Here is a 20934-nt window from a genome sequence, read left to right on the forward strand (position 1 = left end):
TCTCAGGGTTTTTGAGGGGGAATCAAGAGAAGTGCACTCTTGCTTCCCCCTCAAAAACCCAACAACCATCATCTACGGGCGCCGCATTCAGAATGCCCTCTTGACAAAACCCACTACATATCAGCTAAGGAGCAGGGCCTGGCTCTGGACGGTCCTGATGGTCTGCTGGGCCAGTTCACGAAAACGTTCTTGGAGACGGTGCTGAACGAGGAAATGACTGAGCATCTCGGTCATGAGAAGAACCGTGCCCCGGACGAGCGTGAGGAATCCAACGTGCGCAACGGGACCCGGCCCAAAACGGTGATCAGCCCGTCGACGGGGCCGGTGACCATTCAAGTGCCTCGTGACCGGGACGCCACGTTCACTCCGGTGATCGTGCCCAAACGACAACGACGTTTGACCGGGGTCGATGAGATTGTGCTGTCGTTGTATGCCCGCGGCCTCACAACCGGGGAGATCAGCGCACACTTCAACCAGATCTACGGCGCGCAGGTCTCCAAAGAGACCATTTCCCGCATCACGGACAAGGTGATCGAGGAGATGCAGACGTGGCAGTCCCGCCCGCTGAACGGCGTCTACGCGGCGATCTTCATCGACGCGATCGTGGTGAAGATCCGTGATGGGCAGGTCGCCAACCGGCCCATCTACGCGGCCATCGGGGTGACCTTGGACGGTGCGAAGGACATTCTCGGGTTGTGGGCCGGCACCGGCGGTGAGGGCGCCAAGTTCTGACTGTCTGTCCTGACCGATATCAAGAACCGTGGTGTCACTGACACGTTCTTCCTGGTCTGTGACGGGTTGAAAGGATTGCCGGATGTCGTCGGGAATGTGTGGCCGTTGACACGGTGCAGACGTGCATCATTCACCTCATTCGCAACACGTTCAAGCTCTCCTCGAAGAAGGATTGGGATGCGATGAAACGAGCGGTAAAACCGATCTACACCGCTCCGACCGTTGACGCGGCGCGGGCAGCGTTGGATGATCTGACCGAGACCTGGGGAAGAAATACGGTGCGATCATCCAATTATGGGAGTCGGCATGGGAAGAGTTCACCCCTTTCCTGTCCTACGACCCCGAGATCCGCCAAGTGATCTGCTCCACCAATGCGATCGAGTCACTCAATGCCCGGTACCGGCGGGCGGTGCGTGCTCGAGGACATTTCCCCACCGAGCAGGCCGCTCTAAAATGCTTGTATCTGGTCACGCGAAGTCTCGACCCTACCGGTGAGGGCCGAGCTCGTTGGACGATGCGTTGGAAGCCAGCTCTCAACGCCTTCGCCATCATCTTCCGTGACCGCTGGCCGAACGCAGAATCCTACTAATGAAACACGCCGGAAACACCGTTACCGAGACACTCCCGGCTATCTGGAGCCGACGAACGATGCCTATGCGATCGCGAAGATCGCGGGCACCGGGAACTCATTCGGAAACTTCGGTTCAACAAGCTATGTCGAGTGATTCCGTCTTGTGCAGGGTGATCCAGGGTGTGCTGCGCAGCTCGAGGTTACCGGCAAAGGGTTCGGGGCCGAGCCAGGCGAAGCGCAGCACTGTGCTTTCTCCGGGCGCGAGTTCGATGGTGATGGTACTCACCGGGTAAGTTGCGTCCGTGGCCGGATGGTAGGGAACCACGGCGCTGTCGCGGGTGAGTCCGAGGTTCTGTAGATCCGGAGTGCCATAGGCCGAGACCACGGTATTGACACTGCCGGGGGGCACGCCGAAGCCACCGCCCGTGGTGACGTACGCGGGAAGGGACGTGGCGGCATCCGTTGGTGCGGTGTTGGTGAGGGTCACTTCAAGGGCGTATTGCGGTCGCAGGTCTTCGCGACAGGTCTGCTGGCCGATGGCCGTTGTTACGTCGAGGTAGAGGTCCATTTTTGCGCCGGTACCGTCGTTGAGATAGAGCCCGAACCGGTTCGTCTGGTCGTCGCTGACCGGCCGCCCGCCGGCTAGGGATGTGCCGGAGAGCACAGCCTGTTCGGCCTCGTCGGCATTCCAGACCAGCACGCGGTTTTCGGCCGCGGCCCGGGCAAGGGCGGCGATGAGCTTGGTCGGGTCGGCACGGCCGCTTTTGACGGCGTCAAAGACTGCTCCCGCAGCGGCGGCAAAGAAGGCGTCCTGCTGGGGAACCTCGTACTGGGCGTAGACGTCGCTCAGTAGCAGCTGCACGGCATTGCCGGCGTTAAGCTCGTCGCCCGTGGCGAGGGTGATCGGGCCAGTAGCGTCGAGCAGGTAGCTGAGCGCGACTGGGTCAATCGAGAGCACGCCGTTGGTCTCGACACCAAACTGAAGGCGCCACATTTCTCCGGCAAGGGCACCGGTTTGGGCAAAGTCGGGGGTCATCGTGACATTTTGGAAGTACTCGCCGGTGATGTCACCGTAAATGCTGCGGATTTCGTCGCCGAGGGGTAGCACCGGGGTACTGTACTGCGGAAACGAGCGTGCCGTCGCCTGTTGCGTGAGTTCGATCTTGCCGAGGTCGGTGTGCAGCAGCGCTAGTGCGCCAGGGATGCCGCCGGACGAGCGCAGCTCTGCCGGGTTCTGAAACAGCAGAATGTAGTCGCGCGGCTCTGTAGCCCCGAGCATGGCGGGTAGTAGCGTGACGGTGCGATTCAACCCGTCGAGTGCGCCGGCCGTCTCGACGGTGACGGTTTGAAGCCGGGCGACTGCGCTGCGCACAACCTCGACTACTTGGCCGGTCTCGATGGCGTTGACGCTAGTTGTGGCTCGGGCGAGGGCCTCGTGGGCTTTTGCAACCGGTGCCTGGGCGTCGAGTAGCGGCTGTAGGGCGATGGCGCCGTCGACGGGCTTCAAATCGGTGAGGTCGAAGCTGCCGGCGAGCTCGGCGAGCGGGGTCACGGCGTTCTGAGCGACGTCGTCAACGACGGCGGCGAGCTGGCGAACGGCCTGCAGGTTGGTGCCGAGAAAGGGCAGCAGTTCGAAGGTGTGCCAGACCGGGTCGCTCGTGCGGGAACTGGCGACCTGAGCGTATTCGACCAGCTCGATGGCCGTGCGGCCCGCGGCGTCGGCATCGCCGTCGATGATCTGGTCTTTGATCACCGATGCAAGCGGCACCGCGGCTTCGAGGGCGTCCTTGGCCTGCAGACCGCGAATGCCCACCCAGGCGGTGCTGGCGACGACGGCCACGAGCAGACCGAGCACGACGAACCCGACGACCGTGCGGGCGCGACTTCGGGTACGGGTGCGCTTCGGGGTTGCGGCGTGCGCCGCGTGCGAAGAAGACATTGCTCTATTCAACCAGAGCTCGAGGCGAGCGCCGTCGATGCGGGCCGGTTCGGCGCACGAGATCGACGTCAATTCGCTGCGTGAATCGACGCCGTCGTGTGCCCCGAACTGGGGACGCACACATGCCGGTAATGGGAGAGTTGATTCGGCGGGCATCCACTTTTAATACGTCGCGCGTTGATCACCTCTATGTGGATCCGCATGACAAGGGCGCCAAGCTGTTTCTGCACTGCGGCGACCTGAGCGACGGGTCGCGTCTGGCCACCCTGCTCGCGCAGATTCAGCCCGACAAGGTGTATAAGCTGGCGGCGCAGTCGCACGTGCGCGTGTCGTTTGACGAGCCGGAACACACCGCCGACACGACCGGGGTGGGAACCATTCGGTTGCTTGAGGCCGTTCTTGAGGAACTCATCACGAGCGAGTGGCCAGAATGGGACTCTGTCTGTAAGAAGATTGAAGACGAAGCAGGAGTCGTCCTCCTTGAGAATGAGGTCGGGTATCGGGCTGCCACAATCTTAGCTCTCAGTGAGCCTTGCCCACTTCTCGGGCGCTCAGGCATAATCTCTGCTGCGGCACGGTACGCCGGAGAAGTCGTGCACGGCGGCAATGTAAGCCGCGGTATTCATGACGCTCCAACACATCTTGACGTGCTGCTCCGCTCGATGCAGCGTGCCAAATGCCGGACATAGATGAGTGATTTAGTGCTGCGACCTCCCCCGTATTGCACCTATTTCCGGCCAGAGATTTACGATGTGCTCCGGGATCGGATCGGGGGCCTTTATTAGGCTCGCGGCCAGTAGGCCCTTGTGTGTCAGCACGAGATGCGCGTCTTCCTGCCGGACAAAGCCACCCGTCTGAAGTGCGATCGATGCTTCGTAGTACATCGGCATATCCATAACTCGGCCCTCAGGAAGGCCTCGCTGATACGAGTCGACTACGTCCATCCCCAGAATGTCGAAAAGCGGGAAGCAATTGACCGGCAGTTCTTTGACCCCATCGGCGATTAGTTGTTGAAGACTATATGCCCTGAGCCAATTAGTGAGTAGAGTCACTCGCGCGGCTTCCTGCTCACGATCATGGTCGAATTGTGGTGCTGCCGTATTTCGAGCAGCGATAAGGGCGCCCTGCACCTGATCGGCCGGGCCGACAGTTACTTCGCCGCCCGCGACCGGACTCTTAGTCGCTATAAGGAGTCCATCTATCAACTTCGACAGCTGCACCTGTACCATGTCGCTCGTTGCGGCCGTTCCAGTTTCTATTTTCGTGAGTAGTGATTTCGTGTCAGCGTAAACAGATTTCGCTTCCAGGTCACGAAGGCTACCTATGTATAGGTCGGTAATGAAAACAACAATTTGAATTATGAACGCGAGGATTGCCAGTATGAGAGCGACTGCAGCGAGTGTGTCGCTTCCGGAAAGGCTGACCACAGTTACAAGAGTTGACGCTGCGGCCGCGACTTTTCTTAGATCGAGTCTGATGAAGGGATTTTTTCTGGGGCGTCTGGTGACATCGATTGGCGATCATTCTGCATGTCTGAACTGTATCGGAACACAAAATACTGTTGCTCGGGCCAACCCGGACGCGCAGCGGCTATCGCATCTCATGCCGGCACCTTCGTCGGCGTTGTGAGCATTACTGCCGTGACGGGGCGAGGGGCGGCATCCGTTTAGAAGGCGCCGTCTCGGGCTAGTACAGCTTTGGCGGTGCGCCAGAGAATGACGAGGTCGCCGACGAGTGACCAGTTTTCTACGTAGTAGAGGTCGAGGCGAACGGTGTCATCCCACGAGAGATTGGAGCGGCCGCTGACCTGCCAGAGTCCGGTGATGCCGGGCTTGACGAGAAAGCGACGGTGCACGTGGTGGGCGTATTCGTCTACCTCGGATCTGAGGGGCGGGCGGGGGCCAACGAGTGACATCGAACCGCGCAGCACGTTGAACAGCTGGGGTAACTCGTCGAGGCTGAAGCGGCGCAGAAATCGACCGATGCGGGTGACTCGGGGGTCGTCTGGCATTTTGAACATGACGGAGTTGCCGGCGGTGCGCTTGGTGTCTTGCAGATCGGCTAGGCGCGCTTCGGCATCCGCTACCATCGAGCGAAACTTGATCATGTGAAAGTGCCGACCGTTGATGCCGACGCGCTCCTGGTAGAAGAGCACCTTGCCCGAACCGCTCAGTTTGACGGCGAGCGCGATGCCCGCGAGAACGGGGGAGAGACACACGATAAGCAGGGTTGACGCAATGATGTCGACGGCGCGCTTGGTGAAGAGCGTGCGGCCCTCGTAACGTGGCGTCTCTACGTGAATGAGCGGCAAGCCGGCGACCGGCCGGGTGTGAATGCGGGGGCCGCTCACATCAATCAGGCGCGGAACCATGATGAGGTGGTGGCGGCCGGGCTCGAGGCTCCAGCTGAGTTCGCGCATGCGCTGGGGGGAGATGGCATCGCTGCTGGTGATGATGACGGTGTCAGCGCCGAGGGAATCGAGGGCGGTGTGCACGTCGTCGATACCGCCGAGCACGGGAACGGTACTGTCGGGCAGATAAGAGTCGGCCGGGCCTGCCGTGACGCACGCGCCGACCACGAGGTAGCCGGCACCGAGCCGGGTCGTGAGTTCGCCGGCGATGCGGGCGGAAGACTCCTGCGTGCCGACCAGAATCACCCGGGAGGTGTACTGGCCACGTGCACGCTGGGCGACCAGCCACTGGCGCCACATCCACCGCGAGAAGACGAGAACGACGATGCCGAGGGGAAAGGCGAGCAAAATGTATCCGCGCGCCACGTCGATATGAAAGAGAAAGGCGACGATGGCAAGCAACCCAAACAGCCGAACGGATGCCCCCACGATCAGCTTGTACTCGTCAAAGCCGGTGCCGAGCACGCGGTCGGTGCGCGTGCCATAAATGCTGAGCACGGCCATCCAACTGAGGATGAGAATGACGGATACCGAGGTGTACGAGACAGCGAGGTCGCTGGAACGCACGGCCAGGTCGCCGCTATCGAAGCCGAACCAGGCGATCTGCACACCGAAGACGACCCAGATGAGCACAAGCAGGTCGGTGATGCTCAGTCGAGCCGAATAGATGGCATGCCAGTCATGGGCCGGTTTTATCGGCTTGTGCACGTGCGTCATGTTTGACAAAAAGCAGCCGCCTCCCCCGAGTCTGTGGCAAATATCCGTTCCCTTAGATTATATCTAGGTGGGCATTCCCCGTTGAGGGGCAGACGTGGGGTTTGGGTGTGGAGGGCGGCGCTGACCATACGGCACTATCTGCTGGGCGGCGATGCGGAGCACGGCGCGCGACTCACCTATGTGGTGACAGAGTGAGTCGGCTCGGTGGGCATTGGCTCAGTCGCGGGCAGGAGGCGACTTGAGGCTGGGGCGCGTGGCTGCGCGGGGATAGGGCAGGCGGTGGCTCTGTACCGCGTCGTAGGTGCGGCGCAGTGCTTCATTGGCTTCGTCGTAGTTTCCTTGCAGCAGGCGCACGACAAGAAAGTCCACGAGGGCCATCTGGGCGATGCGGCTGACCATGGCGCCGGAGCGGTACCGAGTTTCTCGGGCGCTGGTGGTGAGCACCAGGTCGGCCATCACGGCGAGGGGTGACTCCGGAAAGTTCGTGATGGCCACCGTCGTTGCGCCGGCCTGGTGGGCGATTTCAAGGGTCTGGATGGCCTCGAGCGTGACGCCGGAGTGCGAGATGGCGATGGCAACGCATCCCGGGCGGCTCAGCGCGAAGGAGGTGAGCGCGATGTGCATATCGCCGAAGCAGAATGACGTGAGGCCGACGCGGTGGAGTTTCTGCTGCAGGTCTTGCGCCGTGAGGCCGCTCGAGCCGGCACCGTAAATGTCGATGCGGGCGGCGCCGCGCACGGCGTCGACAATGGCGTCGAGCGCGGTGAGGTCGAGCGCCCGGGCGGTCTCCTCGATCGCGCGCGCCTCTTGATAGGCCACCTTGGTCACGACCTCGAGGGCGCTGTCGGTGGGGGAGATCTCGGAATCAGCCACGCGAAAGTGGTTGCGTGCCGTTTCTTCTCGACTGTTGGCGGCGGCGATGGCCATGCGAAACTCGCGGTAGCCGACGAAGCCGACCGCGCGGCAAAAGCGCGCGATGCTGGCCTGAGACGTATCGCAGAGCTCGGCTAGCTCGTTCACGGTGGAGTGCAGCACGCTGTCGGGGTCGGCCAACACCAACTCGGCGACGCGACGCTCGGTTTTGCTGAGGGTGGGCATCCGTTGGCGAATAGCCACAAAGACATCGGGCACCACGGTCACCCCTTGAGTTTGGCAACGGTGTCGGCAACGTGGCCGCGCAGTATGCTCAGGTCGGTCGTGTGCCGTGAAACATGCACACGATTTGATAGAAATACTACCGAGTGAATTCCTCCGGGCTGCGTCACGAGGCTGGTGCCGGTGAACCCCGTGTGCCCGATTGCCCCGGTGTCAGCGAGCGCGCCCATCCACTGCCTGTCGGCAACCCTCGGGCCGAGCGCCTGCCCGTAGGCGGGGCGATTGCGCAGGCCCGGGTAGAAGCGCAGCTGGTCGGTGGTCATTTCGTCACGGCTGACCAGGCTGGGATGCCCGGTGCGGAGCGCCTCGGCGAGCAGCAGAACATCGGTCGCGGCCCCGAAGAGTCCGGCGTTGCCCGCGATTCCACCGAGCGCCCACGCCGTCTCGTCGTGCACGACGCCGTGCACGAGCCCGCGACCTGGCTGAAACTCCGTGGCCGCTGTGGTGGCGAGCAGGTGGGGCGCCGGGTTGAACCCGGTCTGGGTCATGCCGAGAGGAGCTAGAAGCAGGCGTGTCATGGCCACGTCGAGCCGCTCGCCGGTGAGCGATTCGATCGCGAGGCCGGCCCAAACATAGCTCACGCACGAATATCGATATACCTCGCCCGGAGGGTTCAGCGCCGGCAGTGATCGAAAGCGGGCCCAGGCGTCGTTGCCGGGGTCGTGGTCAAGCCACTCTGCGGGCCACCCGGCCGTGTGACTGAGCAGATGGTGCGCGGTCATCTCGCTCGACAGCTCGGGCAGTAGCTCCGCCACACGGATGCGCGAATTCAGGCCGTGTTCGGCCAGCGCCGCCAGCAGGGTGGCCGCGGTGGCAATCTTGGTGAGGGAGGCCAGGTCGAACCGGGTGTCGGTGCTGATGCTCGCGGTCTGGCCGGGCCAGTCAGTGCCGAGATCATCACTCCACCGGGCAATCGTGCCCACGCACTCACGAATGGCCACTTCACCATTCACTGCCGCGATCACCACGGCGCCGGAGAACGCCGGAGTGGGCGCGGTGAGGGCTGCTGTGAGCAGCTTGCGCACACCTGTCATGTCCCCATGATGCCAGTTTTGATTGCAATAATGTTATAAATCACCAAATTGCTAGCAATTTGTGAAACTTTTCTACATACTGCTGGAAGCCCTAAAAACGACCAATATCGAGAAAGCCCACCATGACACCGTCGCACCCGCTGCTCGATCCGCTGCTCGAGGGCGATGCTTTTCTACCGGAGACGGAACGTCGCCTCGAGGCTTCCCTCGACCTGGACAGCATGACAACGCTCGAACGGTTGCAGCTCTTCGTCACCCAAGACCGCGTCGCGGTCGACGCTGTGAGCGCTATTTTGCCGCAGCTGGCTAGTCTCGTTGATGAGGCGAGCGAGCGTCTGCACCGCGGTGGCCACGTGCACTATTTCGGCGCGGGCACGTCGGGGCGCCTGGCCGTGCTCGATGCGGCCGAGCTGCTGCCGACCTTCAATATTGAACCCGGGCTCGTCGTGGCACACATCGCCGGCGGTGACCGAGCCGTACAGCACGCCGTCGAGAACGCGGAAGATTCCGTTGTCAGTGGGCGAGCGGATGCGGCACAGGTCGGCCAGAACGACGTTGTCATCGGTCTTACCGCCTCGGGCAACACGCCCTATGTGGGCGGAGCGCTGGCAGCCTCGCGAGAAGTCGGTGCATTCACCGCACTCGTGTCGTGCAATTCGCGTGCCTCGCTGGCGGATCTGGCCGATAGTAATATCGTGTTGCGCACGGGGGCCGAGGTGGTTACCGGGTCTACTCGGCTCAAGGCCGGAACGGCCGAAAAGCTCGTGCTGAATGGGTTTTCCACGGCGCTCATGGTGGCCATCGGGCGCACCTGGTCTAACCTCATGGTTTCGGTTGTCGCGACCAATGAGAAGTTACGCGACCGCACACTGCGCATTTTGATGCAGGCGACCAACCGGCCAGAGGGCGAATGTCGAGCCTTGCTCGAAGAGAGCGGCGGCGATCTGAAGGTCGCTATCGTGGCGAGCGTGGCGCGGGTGCCTATGGACGTCGCGCAGGTCTCTTTGGGCAGAGCCGGGGCATCCGTTCGCAAAGCCGTAGACCTATTGACCGAGTCGCAGCTTGTCGGCACCACCACAGTTGATATCAAAGGAGATTCAGAATGAGGCTACGTTTTCTTGCTCTCGGGGCATTCGCGATTGGTTCGGCGGTGTTGCTCAGCGCCTGTGCGCCGAGCGCGTCTACGGCGCCAGCGCCAGATGCGAAAGATGATGTGACGTTGAAGGTGTGGTCGTGGCGCACCGAAGATGTGGAGAAATACAACAAGATTTTCGACGTCTATGAAGCCGCTCACCCCGGTGTCACGGTGCAGTTTGAAGCATTTCAGAACACCGAGTACAACCAGATTCTCACCACCGGGCTCGCCGGAAGCGACGGCCCCGACATTCCCATGGTGCGCGCGTACGGCCAGCTGCAGCCCAACATTGCCGCCGGGCAACTTGAGCCGATCGACGGTCTCGTTGAGGGTCTCGAAGGCATCGCGCCGAGCGTACTCGCCGGGGCCGTCGGCAAGGAGGACGGCAAGACCTATGCCGTTCCGTTGGCCACTCAGACGCTGCAAATGTTCTACAACAAGGACATTTTTGAGCAGAATGATCTGAGCGTTCCAACCACCTGGAGCGAGTTCATCGAGCTCAATGACACCCTGGTCACCAAGGAGATCACGCCGATGGCGCTCGGCGCCAAGGACTCGTGGATTCTGCCGATCTTCGCTGACATCGTCGGGTCGGCAATGTATGGCGGCAGCGCGTTCGAAACGAAGGTGCTTGACGGCAGTACAACCTTTGAAGACCCCGACTACGTCGCGTCGCTGCAGATCGTCGATGACATGCAGGCATACATGACGCCCGACGTGGTCGGCGTGAGCTACACCGACAGCCAGATTCAGTTCACGTCGGGTCAGGCCGCACAGTTTCCGGGCGGATCCTTTGAAATCGCCACCTTCGCCACCCAAGCGCCCGACCTAAATATCGGGTCGTATCAGGTGCCGGTGCCACCGAACGCGGTCAGCGACGTTCCACTCAGTGCCGGCTACGCCGATGGAAACTTCGCGATTAACTCCAAGTCCGAGAAGAAAGACGCCGCGTTTGAGCTGCTCAACTGGCTCGCAACGCCCGAGTTCGGCCAGTTGGTCGCCGACGAACTCAACCAGTTCTCCGCGATTCCCGGAGTGACCTACGCCAACGCTGCCATGCAAGAGGCGTGGGATAACTACGAACAGGCTCAGGCCCCGTACCTGCTGCTGGTGGACTTTCGCTATGGCGAACCCCTCGGAACTGCGGTGCTCGGCGAACAGATTCAGAAGATTTTCCTGGGTCAAACGGATGCCGCCGGTGCGGCCGCGTCGCTGCAGACCGGTGTCTCGCAGTGGTTCACTCCCGGCAAATAAGTAGAACGAGAGAATGAAGACCATGTCCGTGATCACGCCACGTCGACGCCGCAATATCGGCATCGCACTGACTAAGAAAACGGGCCTGGTCTTCGTTCTTCCCGCGCTGGTGCTGTTTGCGGTCTTCATCTTCTATCCGTTGATGACGGCGCTGAGCTACTCCTTCTATAACTGGACCGGAATTGTGCGGGGCGAGTTCGCCTCGTTCGGCAACTACGTCACCCTGTTCACGCAGCTGCCCTACAAGACGCAGATCCCGAACGCCTTCGTGCACAACGTGATGCTCTTCGCCGGGGCCATGCTGTTTCAGAACACCATTGGCCTGGGCCTCGCGACGTTGTTGCACCGGCTCAAGCGCTTCAAACGCTTCTTTCAGACCATGTTCACGCTGCCCTACCTGGTCTCACCATTGGTCGTCGGGTACTTGTGGTCGCTCATGTTGTCGCCGCTCTTTGGCCCGGTCAACTTCGTGCTGAAATCCGTTGGATTAGATGCCCTGGCCCAGCCGTGGCTGGGCAACCCGTCGACCGCCATCTGGGTGGTCGTGTTCGTTACCGCGTGGCAATGGGTCGGCTTTCCGGTGCTGTTGTACGGCGCGGCGCTTGGCGGAATTCCCGAGGAGATCAACGAGGCTGCCTCGCTCGACGGTGCTTCGCCGTGGCAGCGTTTTCGCGACGTGACCTTTCCCATGCTGATCCCGGCAATTGGCACCGTGAGCGTGCTCACCTTCATCGGTGCCATGGAGGCGTTTCCCATTCCATACGCCCTCGGCGGGTCGATGGGGAGTCCGGCCGGGGCCACTGACGTGCTAAGCCTGCTGTTCTACCGCACGGCGTTTGAGTCGGGATCATCCAACGCCATCGGCACCTCGTCGGCGATTGCCACGCTCCTCTTTCTCTTTATCTTTGGTGTGTCCATCTTCATAACCTGGTTCATGCGGCGCGCCGAACGGAGGCTGTACTGATGAGTACCTTGACCCGCAAGCAGGCCGCAGCGCCGAGCGCTGCGGAGCGACGACTGAGCCCGCCACGCAAGAAGCCGCGGCCGACGATGGGCGGTTTCGCGGCATCCGGTTTTCTGTGGATTTATGCTGCCATCTCGATCTCTCCGCTGCTGCTCATGGTTAGCAACTCCTTGCGGACCACCCAAGAGATGGCGAGCGACCCACTCGGTCTGCCCAGCGCGCTCAACTTTGCGAGTTATCAAAAAGCGTGGGTGACGGCGTCGTTTGAGACTTACTTCATCAACTCGATCGTGGTGACCGTTGGATCGGTGCTGCTCTCCACGGTGGTGTCGCTGTTGGCGGCGTATGCCTTCTCGCGCACAAAGTCGAAGATCTTCGGGGTGCTGGAGGCCGTTTTTCTGTCGGGGTTGATGTTGCCGGTCTATCTGGCGATTCTGCCGCTGTTCTTCTTGCTCGACGGTCTCGGAATGATCAGCAACCTCTGGAGCCTGGTTCTGGTTTACGGCGCTCTGGGAATTCCCTTTTCGACGTTTGTGCTGACGAGTTTCTTTCGCCAACTTCCCCTCGAGCTGGACGAAGCTGCGCGGCTCGATGGAGCCGGCGCGTTTGCGACGTTCTGGCGCGTGCACCTGCCGCTTGTGAAGCCGGCCATTGCCACCGTGGTGGTGTTTCGGTTCGTGCCGGTGTGGAACGACTTCTTCTACCCGCTCATTCTGATTCGTGACCAATCGGCCTACACGCTTCCGGTGGGAATCACTCGGTTCTTCGGCGAATATCAGACCGACTGGGCCACCCTGTTTGCGGGCCTCACCTTGGCCACGATCCCGCTGGTTCTGATCTTTCTGGTCGCGACCAAACAGATCGTCTCTGGCCTCACCGCCGGCATGAGCAAGTGACCGGGCGGTGGCTGCTCGGCATCGACGTTGGGGGCAGCGGCAGCCGCATGCGCCTAGCGCCCGTGTCTGGAACGGGCGGTTCCGATGCGACCGGCTCACGGGTTGAGATTGGTGCAGACGGAAGCACCCTGGGCGCAGTCGTCGCGCAGCTGCTAGAGAGGGCTCACCAAACCTGGCCGGCGCAATTTGCCCAACTGGCGGCAATAGGAGTCGGGGCCACCGGTCTCGCCACCCTCGTCGCTGACCCCGCGGCCCTGCAGCGCGACTTGGCCGCCCGCAGCGGTGACGTTCCGCTCGCGCTGGCAACGGATGCCGTCACCGCCCACCTCGGTGCTCTTGGCGGGGAACCCGGCGCCGTGATCGCCGTGGGAACCGGAGCCATCTGCCTCGCAACAAACTTCGACGGTATCTGGCGTCGCGTCGACGGCTGGGGACACCTTCTGGGTGACCGCGGTGCCGGCGCTTGGATCGGAATGGCCGGACTACGCGAGGCCGCCCGCCAGTACGACTCTGCGCGGCCTGGGGCCTTGTGCGCTGCAGCTATCGCGCAGTTTGGTGTGCCAGAAACCTGGCCGGGGCAGTTCTACACCCGGCCCGATCGGGCAGCCGTGCTGGCCTCCTTTGCGCCCCAGGTCTCGCAGCTGGCGAACGAGGGGAACCAAAGTGCGACCCGAATCATGAGCGAAGCCGGCTGCCTGGTTGCGGAGTCCCTCTGCGCGGGATTTTGGCCCGGGCTGCCGCAGGTTGCGTCGACATCCGGTGGCGTGTTTGCTGCCGGGGGAGCGTTCGTCGCGGCCTTTACCGCGGAATTCGCGCGCCTTGCGCCGGAGGCCGAGCTTCGAGAGAGCCTGGGAACGCCGCTCGACGGAGCCGTGCACCTGGCCCGCCGTGCCGCAGCCCCCTCCGCGCTGCGTACCAATCCCCCCTATCTCTGGCTCTGACCGATCAGCACCAGCCACGGCGCGCCCGTCGCCCACCGCTGGTTAAGGCGCGAGGAACGAGCGATCGAAACCTGCTGAGGATTTCGATCGCTCGCAAGCTCGCGCCTCGATCAGCGAGCTCCGTTGGTCGAGCTTGCCGAGACCGCCATCGACCAAGACGAGCTATCTGCGGAACGCCCAATCGTCTGACCGGTTTCTGACGCCGGTTGATTTAGCGAGAAACTCTCCGCGACACGATTGGCATCGCCGCGCACGCGCGGGTTCGTACGCCGCCGATGCGGCATCCGCTGTTCTGGCAGGTCTGCTCAGGCGCCGGCGCGCTTTCGGCGCACGACGCTCGTGGTCGCGAGAGTGAGCCCGAGCAGCAGTGCGGCGCTTCCGCCCACGATCAGTGGCATGGGAATGTCGTAGCCCGCGGAGGCGATCCCGACGTAGCCGACGTAGGCCTCGTCTATGTCGCCAACGTATCCATCGTCACCGACGTAGCCACCTTCTCTGGAGCCGATGGATCCCCCATCTGGGGGGACCACGGTGCCGGTCACTGTCTTGGGCGGGTTGTCACCGGGAACATAGGTAGCAGCGGATGCTCCCGCTGGAATAGCAACAACGGCGAGAGTAGTCAGGGCGGCTATGGCGAGGAGTCTTTTGAGCATGGGCGAATTCCTGTCAGGACGGTTGATTCGGCATAAATTGAGGCGACGGGTACGCCTCGAACGCCTCACCGTAGCGGCCTTCCTCGTAGATATCTACGGGGTATTGATGAATTATCACTTTTAGATGAATAACGATATGGTACCGGGCAGACACAGCGCGCGCGGATACCGCACGTAGGGGGTGTCACGATTCTGTCCAGCCTGTGACGGCTGGGCGCGGGTGGGTGTCGCAGACACTGTCCCGTTGGTCGATGGCGATCTCGGCAAGCTCGATCAACGGATGGTTGCGTGGCGTGGCGTGGCGTGGGTGTGCGGGACGGGCGATTGGCGCGAGCTGGTTGCGGGAAGGCGGGGACTGATGCGCGGGACGGTCGCTGCGGCATCCGCTTATGCAGGTCGGCGAATTGGGGCGCCGTGCCGCTGCCGCTAGGCTCTGGGAGGATCGAGAGGGACATATGAAAATTTCTGTCATTGGATGCGGCTATCTGGGAGCCGTGCACGCGTCGGCGATGGCCGAATTGGGGCACGATGTCATCGGAATCGACGTTGACGCCGCCAAAATAGCCCAACTTGCCATCGGCAAGCCGCCGTTCTTCGAACCGGGACTTCCCGAGGTTCTGACCTCCGCCATGGGCAGTGGACGTCTGCGGTTCAGCACCGATATAGCGGATGTCGCCGGCTCCCAGGTGCACTTCATCGCCGTCGGAACTCCGCAGAAGCCCGGCAGCTACAGCGCCGATCTCACCTACGTCGACGCCGCGGTCGAGTCGCTCATTCCGCACCTGGCCGACGGCGACCTCGTCGTGGGCAAGAGCACTGTTCCGGTGGGAACCGCCGCCCGTTTGGCCGCTCGAATCGCCGCCGGCAGCAACGCTTCGCTCGCTTGGAACCCGGAGTTTCTGCGCGAGGGATTCGCCGTGCAAGACACCATCAACCCCGACCGCCTGGTCTACGGCGTTTCAGAGGGCGCCCCGGGCGAGCACGCTGTCAAACTGTTGAACGAGATTTACGCCACGGCGCTCGCCGCCGACACCCCCCTCGTGATCACCGACTTCGCCACCGCCGAGCTCGTCAAGGTGGCCGCAAACGCGTTTCTGGCCACCAAGATCAGCTTCATCAACGCCATGGCCGAGATCGCCGAGGTCACCGGCGCCGACGTCACCCAGCTAGCGGATGCGATCGGTTACGACGGCCGCATCGGCCGCCGGTTTCTCGGTGCCGGCGTTGGTTTCGGCGGCGGTTGCCTGCCCAAGGATATTCGGGCCTTCACCGCCCGCGCCGAAGAGCTCGGGCGCGGCGAGTCCGTGGCCTTTCTCAAGGAGATCGACAAGATCAACCTGCGTCGCCGCCAGCGCGTCGTCGACCTCACCATGGGGGAGCTCGGCGATTCCGTCTACACGGCGAAGGTTGCAGTGCTGGGCCTCAGCTTCAAGCCGCACTCCGACGACGTGCGCGACTCGCCGGCGCTCGACGTGGCCGTGCAGCTGCGCGGACTCGGCGCCGAAGTGGTGGCGACCGACCCGCAGGCCATCGAGAACGCGCGGGCGCGGCATCCGCAGCTGACGTATTCTCCGTCGCTGGAGGACACCCTGCGGGGAGCGGATGCTGTCGTGCTCGTCACCGAGTGGCCCGAGTTTCGGCACCTCGACCCGGAGTGGGTGGGGTCGCTGGTGCGCACGCGTACGGTCATCGACGGGCGCAACGCCTTGGACCCGGCCGTGTGGCGCGCCGCTGGATGGACGTATAGGGGGCTCGGGCGGCCGTAATACTCCGGACGGGGCCCGGGCCCCGTCCCTGGGCCCAGTTTAGAAACTGGGCCCGCGTTCACAGCATGGGCCCGCACTTGACCGGTCGCGGTGCGGTACCCTCGAGACACGCTTTAAAGGAAATTGGGTCTCGTGCGACGGTGGCTGGCCAGACCAGATGTGCTCATGGTGGCCGCGACGGCCCCGACCTATGTCGCCACTCGCGAAGCGCTCACCGCCCTCTCCCCGCAGGATCTCACGGCCGCGCGTTTTCTCGCCGGCGCTGCCATCATCGGCCTCTATCTGCTCATCACTCGGCAGCGTTTAACGCTTCGTCGCGGGGACACTCCGCGCATGATCGCCGTCGCGCTCTGCGGCTACGCCGGCTACGGCATGTTGCTCAACCTCGGCCAGGCCACGGTTCCCGCGGGAATGACGAGCCTGCTGCTCAATATCTCGCCGGTGTTCGCGTTCATCCTTGGCTACTTCGTGCTGGTCGAGCGCACCACCCGGCTCGGCTACCTCGGCATGGTTATCGCGGTCGGCGGCGTCGTGACCATCACTCTCGGCGGCGGCGGAAGCGCGACCGGATTCAACGGCAACGCCCTGCTCATCGTGGGGGCAGCCTTGCTGTTGTCGATCTTTCTGATCGTGCAGCAGCCGCTTTTTGCGCGGGTGCCTCCGATCGAAACGGCGTTTTGGGGCTGTGCCATCGGAGGGTTGACCGCGCTGCCTACTGCACGGTTCGATCTGGATGTCAGCCGGCTGACGGCATCCGTTTGGGTGGCACTGGTGGTGCTCGTGCTGGTGAGCACGGTGCTCGGCTACTGCCTCTGGAACCTGACCCTCTCGCGCACGAGCGTGGCCGAGGGCGGCTCGCTGCTGCTGATCGTGCCCATTTTCTCGCTGCTGCTGGGGTGGCTGCTGCTCGGCGAGGTGCCCACGATCGCCGCGTTGGTCGGCGGAGGGGCGGCCCTGGTCGGGGTTGTCATGCTTTCGCGGGCGACGTCGCGGCGCAAGCAGGCGGGGCTCGGCCTGCTCACCGGGGCGATTCCGGTCGTCGGGGTGCTGGCCGGTGCGGTGCCGATCATCGGCCTGCCGCGCGAGCTTGAAGACGTTGCTGTCGTCCCTCTGTCGCCGGATCTGGCCGCCCAGGTCTCCGAGATTGCCATCGAGGCAGCGGATGCCGTCGGCGCCCAGTTGGTCACCGTGTCGTTGTGGCGGCCAGAATTCGACGATCTGGTGCGGGTGTACTCCAGCCGGCCGCACGTCTACCGACTCGGCGGAATCTCCTCAGAACTGCACCCGAACTGGGTCGAGCAGTGCGTCATCGGGCAGCGTTCGTTTCTCGCCGACGACGAGGTGGACGGCTTGTCCGACGGCGTGGAGCGCCACGGGGTGCTGACCGCGCCCAACCTGACGGCCACGGTGAATGCCGTTATCGTCGATGACGCCGGGTTTCTCGGCAGCCTGAACTTTCTCGATGCGTCCGGCGTCTATACGTCGGCCAGCGTGGAGGCCGCCGACGTCTTCGCCGCGCGGCTGGCGCCGGTGTTGCGGCGGCTGGAGGTTTGAGGCGGCGCTGGACCCATCTTATGACCGTGGGCCCAGTTTAGAAGCTGGGCCTCTGGACGGGGCCCGGGCCCCGTCCAGAGGCCCAGCCAGCCTAGACTAGTTTGAATGTGGCTTCGGGGAGTGCTCGTGGCGGCTCTCGCTGCGCTCGCGGCCTGGGGCGTGCACGCCGCAGTACCCGCCATCCCGCTGCTGACCATAGCCGTCGTGCTCGGAATCGTCGTCGCCCAGGTTCCGGCCGCGCGTCCCCTGCTGGCCGGAGCACTGGCACCCGGCCTCTCGGTCGCCGCCAAACCGTTCATGCAGCTGGGAATCGTGCTGCTCGGCCTCAAGCTCAGCCTCGTCGATATCGCAGCGCTCGGCTGGGTAACGATCGCCACGACGGTCACGATCGTGCTCGTCACGTTCGCCGGCACCTTTGGACTCGGCCGCTGGTTCGGCCTGCCCGGCCATCAGCCCCTGCTCATCGCCACCGGATTCAGCATCTGCGGCGCGTCCGCAATCGGAGCAATGAGCGGTGTCGTCAAGGCCAAGGATGAGGAGACCGCGACCCCGATCGCGCTGGTGACGCTGTGCGGAACCGTCGCGATCGCCGTGTTGCCGCTGCTGTGGCATCCGCTTGGACTGAGCACCCTGCAATTCGGACACTGGGTCGGCGCCGGAGTGCACGACGTCGGCCAGGTCGTCGCGACCGCGCAAATCGCCGGCTCGGCCGCCCTCGCCGTGGCCCTCGTCGTCAAACTCACCCGTGTGCTGATGCTCGCCCCGGTCGTGGCCGTCGCGTCCATCGCCCTGCGCCGCCGTGTGCCCACCATCGAAGCGGATGCCGCCGGCCCCGCCGGCCCCGCCACCAGCGGCTCGGCCCCTACTGTCGGCAGCCCCAGCGATGCCGCTCCCGCCGCGGACGGTCAGGCCACCCCCGGCCACATCGGCAGCCGCGCTAGACCCGAACCAGCTGCCCGGGGCACCCGGACGAAGCGTCCGCCGATCGTTCCGCTCTTCGTCGCCGGGTTCATCGTTGCGATGCTCGTGCGCACGCTAGTTCCGCTGCCCGACGTCGTGTTGGAGGCGGCTGACCTGGTGCAAACCGTGCTGCTGGCCATGGCGCTCTTCGCCCTCGGCGCAGCCGTCAACCTCGGCACCCTGCTGCGCACGGGAGGCCGGGCGCTCGCCGTCGGGCTGCTGGCCTGGGCCCTAATCGCCGCGCTCGCCTTCGGCGCTGTGCAGCTGTCCTGACCCCCGCCGGTTTCGGTACGTAACACCGGCAGAATTGCGACCCGCCGCGACACGCACGTCACAGTGGCGGCGTGTCGCGATATCTACCGGTGTTAGGTACGACCCGGGGGCTGCGCAGGCGCGAGCGCACGCCCGAAGCGCTGCAACTTAGGAGAGCTGCGCAGGCGCGAGCGCAATCCCGAGGCGCTGCGTACCGAGGGTCCCGTACAGAACTGCGCAGAATACTTCCGGAAGCGAGGGGATCGGGCTGGGGGAGCCCGATTACGCCAAATCTCCGCAGTCGTGAACGGAGCTCCGAGTAGTCCGGAACCAGCGCTCCAACGCAGCAACGCAGCAACGCAGCAACGCAGCTCAGATCCCATGCGATATTTATGATGTTTACTGATTGCTCCTGTTATGATTAGATCATAAACAATCAGATAGGGAGCACGCGCATGGCTGAAATTGTCGTCGTCGACAGCAAGCAGGCTGCGGGGGAACTGGTGGCCGCAGAAATACGCCGCCTCATCGAGGCGACGGCCGATACCGTGCTCGGGCTCGCGACCGGGTCGACTCCGCTGCCGGTCTATGCGGCACTGGCGGCATCGCTGCTGACGCATCCGCTCGATGTATCGCGAGTGCACGGATTCGCGCTCGATGAGTATGTTGGGCTGCCGGCGGGGCATCCCGAGAGCTATCGCACCGTGATCACCCGGGATGTCACCGGCCCCCTCGGGCTGACTCCGGCGAATATTCACGTGCCGAACGGAGACAGGGCAACGCTCGAGGGTGCTGGCGCCGACTATGAACGTGCCATCGACGCTGCCGGTGGAGTCGACCTGCAGATTCTCGGCATCGGGCGCACCGGCCACCTCGGATTCAACGAGCCCGGTTCATCCTTCGCCTCGCTCACCCGGGTGAAGACGCTCGCGCCCAAGTCGCGGGCCGACAACGCTCGCTTCTTCGCCTCGCCCGATGAAGTGCCCGTGCATTGCATCACCCAGGGGCTCGGCACGATCAGGCGTGCCCGCCACCTCGTGCTGCTCGCCTTCGGTGCCGAGAAGGCCGCCGCGATCGCCGCTGCCGTCGAGGGCCCGGTCTCTGCGAGCCAGCCGGGCTCGGCCATTCAGCTGCACGAACACGTGACGGTCGTGCTCGACGAAGCCGCTGCCAGCCAGCTCGTCAACGGCGATTATTACCGCTATATCTGGGCGAACAAGCCGGCCTGGCAGGGAATCTGAGCCGGGCTGCGGCATCCGTCGGCACGTAACGCCGGTAGAACAGCGACTCGCCGGGCAAATCAAGCCACTAGTACGGCATGCCGCGAAATTTACCGGCGTTACGTACCGATTCGGCTGTCGACGGCCCGGCCGCCGCGAGCCAGCTCGTCAACGGCGACTATTACCGCTATATCTGGGCGAACAAGCCGGCCTGGCAGGGAATCTGAGCCGGACCGCGGCATCCGTCGGTACGTAACGCCGGTAGAACAGCGACTTGCCGGGCAAATCAATCCACTATTACGGCGTGTCGCGAAATGTACCGGCGTTACGTGCCGAGTCGGCCGCCGATTCCCCGGCAGCGCACGGACTAGCCAAAGAGGTCGCTGATCCAGCTTTCCTTCTTTTTGGAGCGGTGACCATCGCGATCGTCACGGTCACGGTCACGGTCCCTGTCCCGATCGCCGTAACCGCGGTCGTTGCGCTCGCCGTATTGCGGAGCACGCGTGCGGGAATCCAGCTGCTGCTGAGGCACGGCAACAATGACCGGTGCCGCAGCCGGCGCAGCAGCGGCGAATTCCTTCTCGGCGCGAGTAAGGATCTTGTCGAGCTCGCCGCGGTCGAGCCACACGCCCCGGCATTCGGGACAGTAGTCAATTTCTACGCCGCTGCGTTCGCTCATGACGAGGGTGGCGGAGTCGGTTGGGCACTTCATACGGGTCCTCCAGGACTGANTGGCGGAGTCGGTTGGGCACTTCATACGGGTCCTCCAGGACTGATCGGT

The 20934-nt window shown here is 63.4% G+C and carries 17 protein-coding genes and 2 pseudogenes; 12 read left to right on the plus strand and 7 right to left on the minus strand.

Translation table 11 applies throughout. The annotated features are described in order from the left end of the window. Nucleotides 1–123: 123 nt before the first annotated feature. Nucleotides 124–1321 (plus strand): annotated as a pseudogene (locus CXY75_RS01135) (IS256 family transposase); the annotation flags it as partial. A 115-nt stretch (nt 1322–1436) separates the two neighbouring features. On the opposite strand, the gene CXY75_RS01140 reads toward CXY75_RS01135, so the two are convergent. Continuing rightward, nucleotides 1437–3242 carry a DUF4012 domain-containing protein gene (locus CXY75_RS01140; RefSeq protein WP_146069310.1) on the minus strand — a complete coding sequence of 602 codons (1806 nt, stop codon included), beginning with the start codon at nt 3240–3242 and terminating at the stop codon, nt 1437–1439. Between the two features lie 140 nt (nt 3243–3382). On the opposite strand from CXY75_RS01140, the pseudogene CXY75_RS01145 reads away from it, so the two are divergent. Then, nucleotides 3383–3640: pseudogene (locus CXY75_RS01145) on the plus strand (GDP-mannose 4,6-dehydratase); the annotation flags it as partial. A 300-nt stretch (nt 3641–3940) separates the two neighbouring features. Here the strand turns inward: CXY75_RS01145 and CXY75_RS01150 are convergent. The 4 genes from CXY75_RS01150 to CXY75_RS01165 all read right to left on the minus strand — a co-directional run bounded on the left by CXY75_RS01150 (nt 3941) and on the right by CXY75_RS01165 (nt 8558). Continuing rightward, nucleotides 3941–4669: a hypothetical protein gene (locus CXY75_RS01150; RefSeq protein ID WP_104081046.1), complete on the minus strand. Its 729-nt coding sequence runs from the start codon at nt 4667–4669 to the stop codon at nt 3941–3943. 239 nt (nt 4670–4908) lie between these two features. Further along, complete coding sequence (locus CXY75_RS01155; protein ID WP_233201656.1) at nt 4909–6360, minus strand: sugar transferase; 1452 nt, start codon at nt 6358–6360, stop codon at nt 4909–4911. A 225-nt stretch (nt 6361–6585) separates the two neighbouring features. Continuing rightward, the gene (locus CXY75_RS01160) at nt 6586–7509 is read right to left on the minus strand and encodes a MurR/RpiR family transcriptional regulator (RefSeq protein ID WP_233201657.1); all 924 of its coding nucleotides are present in this window, start codon (nt 7507–7509) and stop codon (nt 6586–6588) included. Beyond that, nucleotides 7506–8558, minus strand: a complete 1053-nt coding sequence (locus CXY75_RS01165) for a serine hydrolase (RefSeq protein ID WP_104081048.1) — start codon at nt 8556–8558, stop codon at nt 7506–7508. Before CXY75_RS01165 ends, CXY75_RS01160 begins: the two co-directional genes overlap by 4 nt. 122 nt (nt 8559–8680) lie before the next feature. Between CXY75_RS01165 and CXY75_RS01170 the strand changes: the two genes are divergently transcribed. Genes CXY75_RS01170 through CXY75_RS01190 form a run of 5 tightly spaced genes read left to right on the plus strand, consistent with a single transcriptional unit; the run spans nt 8681 to nt 13748 of the window. Beyond that, a complete protein-coding gene (locus tag CXY75_RS01170) occupies nt 8681–9664 on the plus strand; it encodes an N-acetylmuramic acid 6-phosphate etherase (RefSeq protein WP_104081049.1) in 984 nt (327 codons plus the stop codon). After that, complete coding sequence (locus CXY75_RS01175; protein WP_104081050.1) at nt 9661–10947, plus strand: ABC transporter substrate-binding protein; 1287 nt, start codon at nt 9661–9663, stop codon at nt 10945–10947. The genes CXY75_RS01170 and CXY75_RS01175 overlap by 4 nt, the downstream gene beginning before the upstream one ends. Nucleotides 10948–10960: 13 nt before the next feature. Continuing rightward, nucleotides 10961–11911, plus strand: a complete 951-nt coding sequence (locus CXY75_RS01180; RefSeq protein WP_104081051.1) for a carbohydrate ABC transporter permease — start codon at nt 10961–10963, stop codon at nt 11909–11911. After that, nucleotides 11911–12807, plus strand: a complete 897-nt coding sequence (locus CXY75_RS01185) for a carbohydrate ABC transporter permease (protein WP_104081052.1) — start codon at nt 11911–11913, stop codon at nt 12805–12807. The genes CXY75_RS01180 and CXY75_RS01185 overlap by 1 nt, the downstream gene beginning before the upstream one ends. Continuing rightward, the gene (locus CXY75_RS01190) at nt 12804–13748 is read left to right on the plus strand and encodes an N-acetylglucosamine kinase (protein WP_233201658.1); all 945 of its coding nucleotides are present in this window, start codon (nt 12804–12806) and stop codon (nt 13746–13748) included. The genes CXY75_RS01185 and CXY75_RS01190 overlap by 4 nt, the downstream gene beginning before the upstream one ends. Nucleotides 13749–14053: 305 nt before the next feature. Here CXY75_RS01190 and CXY75_RS01195 read toward each other — a convergent pair whose 3' ends face one another. Further along, the gene (locus CXY75_RS01195) at nt 14054–14401 is read right to left on the minus strand and encodes a hypothetical protein (protein ID WP_104081053.1); all 348 of its coding nucleotides are present in this window, start codon (nt 14399–14401) and stop codon (nt 14054–14056) included. Between the two features lie 455 nt (nt 14402–14856). Here CXY75_RS01195 and CXY75_RS01200 point away from each other — a divergent pair, with 455 nt between their 5' ends. The 5 genes from CXY75_RS01200 (at nt 14857) to CXY75_RS20670 (ending at nt 20380) form a co-directional block, all read left to right on the plus strand. Beyond that, nucleotides 14857–16167, plus strand: coding sequence for a UDP-glucose/GDP-mannose dehydrogenase family protein (locus CXY75_RS01200; RefSeq protein WP_104081054.1), 1311 nt, complete (start codon nt 14857–14859; stop codon nt 16165–16167). A gap of 132 nt (nt 16168–16299) precedes the next feature. Next, nucleotides 16300–17721 carry a DMT family transporter gene (locus CXY75_RS01205; RefSeq protein WP_146069311.1) on the plus strand — a complete coding sequence of 474 codons (1422 nt, stop codon included), beginning with the start codon at nt 16300–16302 and terminating at the stop codon, nt 17719–17721. Between the two features lie 105 nt (nt 17722–17826). Then, nucleotides 17827–18954, plus strand: coding sequence for a YeiH family protein (locus CXY75_RS01210; RefSeq protein ID WP_104081056.1), 1128 nt, complete (start codon nt 17827–17829; stop codon nt 18952–18954). A gap of 434 nt (nt 18955–19388) precedes the next feature. Beyond that, nucleotides 19389–20174, plus strand: a complete 786-nt coding sequence (locus tag CXY75_RS01215) for a glucosamine-6-phosphate deaminase (RefSeq protein WP_104081057.1) — start codon at nt 19389–19391, stop codon at nt 20172–20174. A 77-nt stretch (nt 20175–20251) separates the two neighbouring features. After that, entirely contained in the window at nt 20252–20380 is a 129-nt protein-coding gene (locus tag CXY75_RS20670; protein WP_255411748.1) for a hypothetical protein, read from the plus strand. Nucleotides 20381–20520: 140 nt separating this feature from the next. Here the strand turns inward: CXY75_RS20670 and CXY75_RS01220 are convergent, their stop codons facing one another. Further along, nucleotides 20521–20865 (minus strand): zf-TFIIB domain-containing protein, encoded by a 345-nt coding sequence (locus CXY75_RS01220; RefSeq protein ID WP_104081058.1) that lies wholly within the window; start codon nt 20863–20865, stop codon nt 20521–20523. Nucleotides 20866–20934 lie beyond the last annotated feature (69 nt).

This window comes from Cryobacterium sp. Y11, from assembly GCF_002929535.1.
GTDB lineage: Bacteria > Actinomycetota > Actinomycetes > Actinomycetales > Microbacteriaceae > Cryobacterium.